Source organism: Devosia sp. (genome assembly GCF_040509215.1).
Lineage (GTDB): Bacteria > Pseudomonadota > Alphaproteobacteria > Rhizobiales > Devosiaceae > Devosia.
This window is the reverse complement of record NZ_JBEVLL010000061.1, coordinates 1-2,919: the sequence shown is the minus strand read 5'-3', so window position 1 is coordinate 2,919 and position 2,919 is coordinate 1. Positions and strand designations below refer to the sequence as shown.

The window sequence follows — 2,919 nt, the reverse complement described above, 5'->3', positions numbered from 1 at the left end:
TGGCACTCTCTGCCCGCTCGGCATTTGGGCCGGCGCGAGGACCCTTCATGCGGCTGGCCGTTCCAACCGATCTTTCTGCCCTGCTCTCCACCGGCCTCTTGCGCTCGGTGGGCTCGCTCGGCATCAAGGTCGCCACCGCCGGCCTCACCTACATCACCTATGTCGTCCTTTCGCGCACCCAGACCGAGAGCGAATATGGCCACTTCGCCTTTGGCCTCGCCTTGGCAACCGTGCTCGCCATTCTTGCCGGCATGGGCCAGTCGACAGCCGTGCTGCGCCTCTGGGCGCAACTGCGCAGCAAGGGCGAAAACAGCGATGCGGACGCAGTGGTGGCAGCCGGTTCGGCCATCACCATTGGCGCCAGCCTGATCATCGCCGGCCTTCTCTGTGTTCTCGCCGTCGCCAGCATTCCCTTCCTGCCGCCGCGCGAAACCATCAACCACTTTATCGGCGCTGCCTTCCTCATCCTCCCCATGGCGCTGGCCGAGTACAATTCCTCGGTGCTTCGGGCCCAAGGATCGCTATGGACGGCCCTCTTACCGCGCGACATCGTCTGGCGCCTGGCCCTGCCTGCCGCGGTCATCGCGCTCTTTGCCGTCGGCATCGTTTTGAGCGGGCCTGATGCGCTGACGCTTTCAGCCGCGCTGCTGATTGGCGCGCTGGTCATGCAGATGAGCGTCGCTGCAAAGCGCCACTACACGATCCTGCCGCGCATCGCCCCCGTCCGCACCCATTGGCAGCGCTGGGGCAGCCTCAGCAACTGGATGCTGCTCGGCGCGCTCATCGAAACCTTCACGCTTAACGCCGACGTCATTCTCGTCGGCCTCATGCTCGATCTCGAAAGCTCCGGCCTCTATTTCAACGCCTTCCGCACCGCCGGCCTGATGACGCTGTTCACCTTCGCCATCGAACTGGTGATCGCCCCCATGGTGGCCGAGCACTACCATTCCGGCGCCATGCGAAAAGCCCAGGCCATCACCGCGCTCTGCGCCTGGGCCGGCTTTGTGTTTTCGCTCGTGATCTTTGCGCTGTTTTTGTTTTTCGGCGAGTTCATCCTCTCGCTCTTCGGCCCGTCCTATGCCGAAGGCACGCTGGTCCTTCTTCTCCTCGCCTTTGGCCTCCTTTTCGATGCCGTCACCGGCCCCTCGAAAATCGTGATGATGATGACGGGACACGAGCGCGCCTATGTCGCCATCTTCGGCGCCATCATGGGTATCGGCTTTCTCGTGCAGATCGCCGTGATCCCGATCTGGGGCGTCGTCGGCGCCGCCGCGGTTAACATGGGCGCCCGTATTCTGGCCCAGGTGGCCATCGCCCTCTGGTGCCGCTATCGCATCGGGCTCGATACGAGCCTCCTCGGCGCACTCGCCGTTCGGCACCTCAAAGACGCCCCTGCGAACTGATTTCTGGGCGTCGGATTTGTCCGAAAACCGCTTCGCACTTTTCGGTCCGGCGCCAATACCGTACCCACGAGTACGGTTCTTCTTGACCCAAAAGCCCGCTTGGGATTAGAACCAATCCAAACTTCCATTCTTGCCCCTCGGAACAAGACGAATGACCAAGGCCCGCACGCTTTACGACAAGATCTGGGACGACCATCTGGTTCAGAACAATCCGGACGGCACGAGCCTTCTCTATATCGACCGCCACCTCGTTCACGAAGTGACGAGCCCGCAGGCTTTTGAAGGCCTGCGCCTGAATGGTCGCAAGGTTCGCCATCCCGAGCGCACTCTGGCCGTGGTCGATCACAACGTCCCGACCACCGACCGTTCCCTGCCGAACCCAGATCCGGAAAGCGCGATCCAGATCGAGACGCTGGCCGAGAACACCCGCGATTTCGGCATCGAATATTACGACCCCTTCGATAAGCGTCAGGGCGTCGTGCACATCGTCGGCCCCGAGCAGGGCTTTACCCTGCCGGGCATGACCATCGTTTGCGGCGATTCTCATACGTCTACCCACGGCGCCTTCGGCGCCCTGGCTCATGGCATCGGTACGTCCGAAGTTGAGCACGTGCTCGCCACTCAGACGCTGATCCAGCAGAAGGCCAAGAACATGCTGGTGCGTGTTGATGGCCAGTTGCCGCCCGGCGTCACCGCCAAGGACATCATCCTTGCCATCATCGGTGAAATCGGCACGGCCGGTGGCAATGGCCACGTGATCGAGTTTGCCGGCGAGGCCATCCGCGCGCTCTCGATGGAAGGCCGCATGACGGTCTGCAACATGACCATCGAAGGCGGCGCCCGCGCTGGCCTTATCGCGCCCGACGAAACCACCTTTGCCTACGTCAAGGACCGCCCGCGCGCCCCCAAGGGCGAGGCCTTCGACATGGCCGTCGACTATTGGAAGACGCTCTATACCGACGAAGGCGCGCACTACGACAAGGTCGTTGTTCTCGACGCCGCAAAGCTGCCGCCGATCGTCTCGTGGGGCTCTTCGCCTGAAGACGTCATTTCGGTTCAGGGCGTTGTGCCCAACCCCGATGAAATCACCGACGAGAACAAGCGTGCCTCAAAGTGGCGAGCGCTCGACTATATGGGCCTCAAGCCCGGCACACCGATCACCGATATCAAGATCGATCGCGTCTTTGTCGGCTCCTGCACCAATGGCCGTATCGAAGATCTGCGCGCCGCCGCCGCCGTCATCGGCGATGGCAAGGTTGCGAGCCACGTCTCGGCGATGATCGTCCCCGGTTCGGGTCTCGTGAAAGAGCAGGCCGAGGCCGAAGGCCTCGACGTGATCTTCAAGAATGCCGGCTTTGAATGGCGCGAGCCGGGTTGCTCCATGTGCCTCGCCATGAACCCCGACAAGCTCAAACCCGAAGAACGCTGCGCTTCGACATCGAACCGCAACTTTGAAGGTCGCCAGGGCTTTAAGGGTCGCACTCATCTCGTTTCCGCCGCCATGGCCGCTGCCGCT

General features: G+C 62.4%; 2 protein-coding genes. Both read left to right on the top strand.

Annotated elements, in window-relative coordinates; genetic code table 11:
- The coding region (locus ABW043_RS03480; RefSeq protein ID WP_353919845.1) for an oligosaccharide flippase family protein at positions 1-1,403 on the top strand (1,403 nt) is incomplete at its 5' end.
- Between the two features lie 151 nt (positions 1,404-1,554).
- On the top strand, positions 1,555-2,919 hold a 1,365-nt coding region (leuC, locus tag ABW043_RS03475), incomplete at its 3' end, for a 3-isopropylmalate dehydratase large subunit (protein ID WP_353919844.1).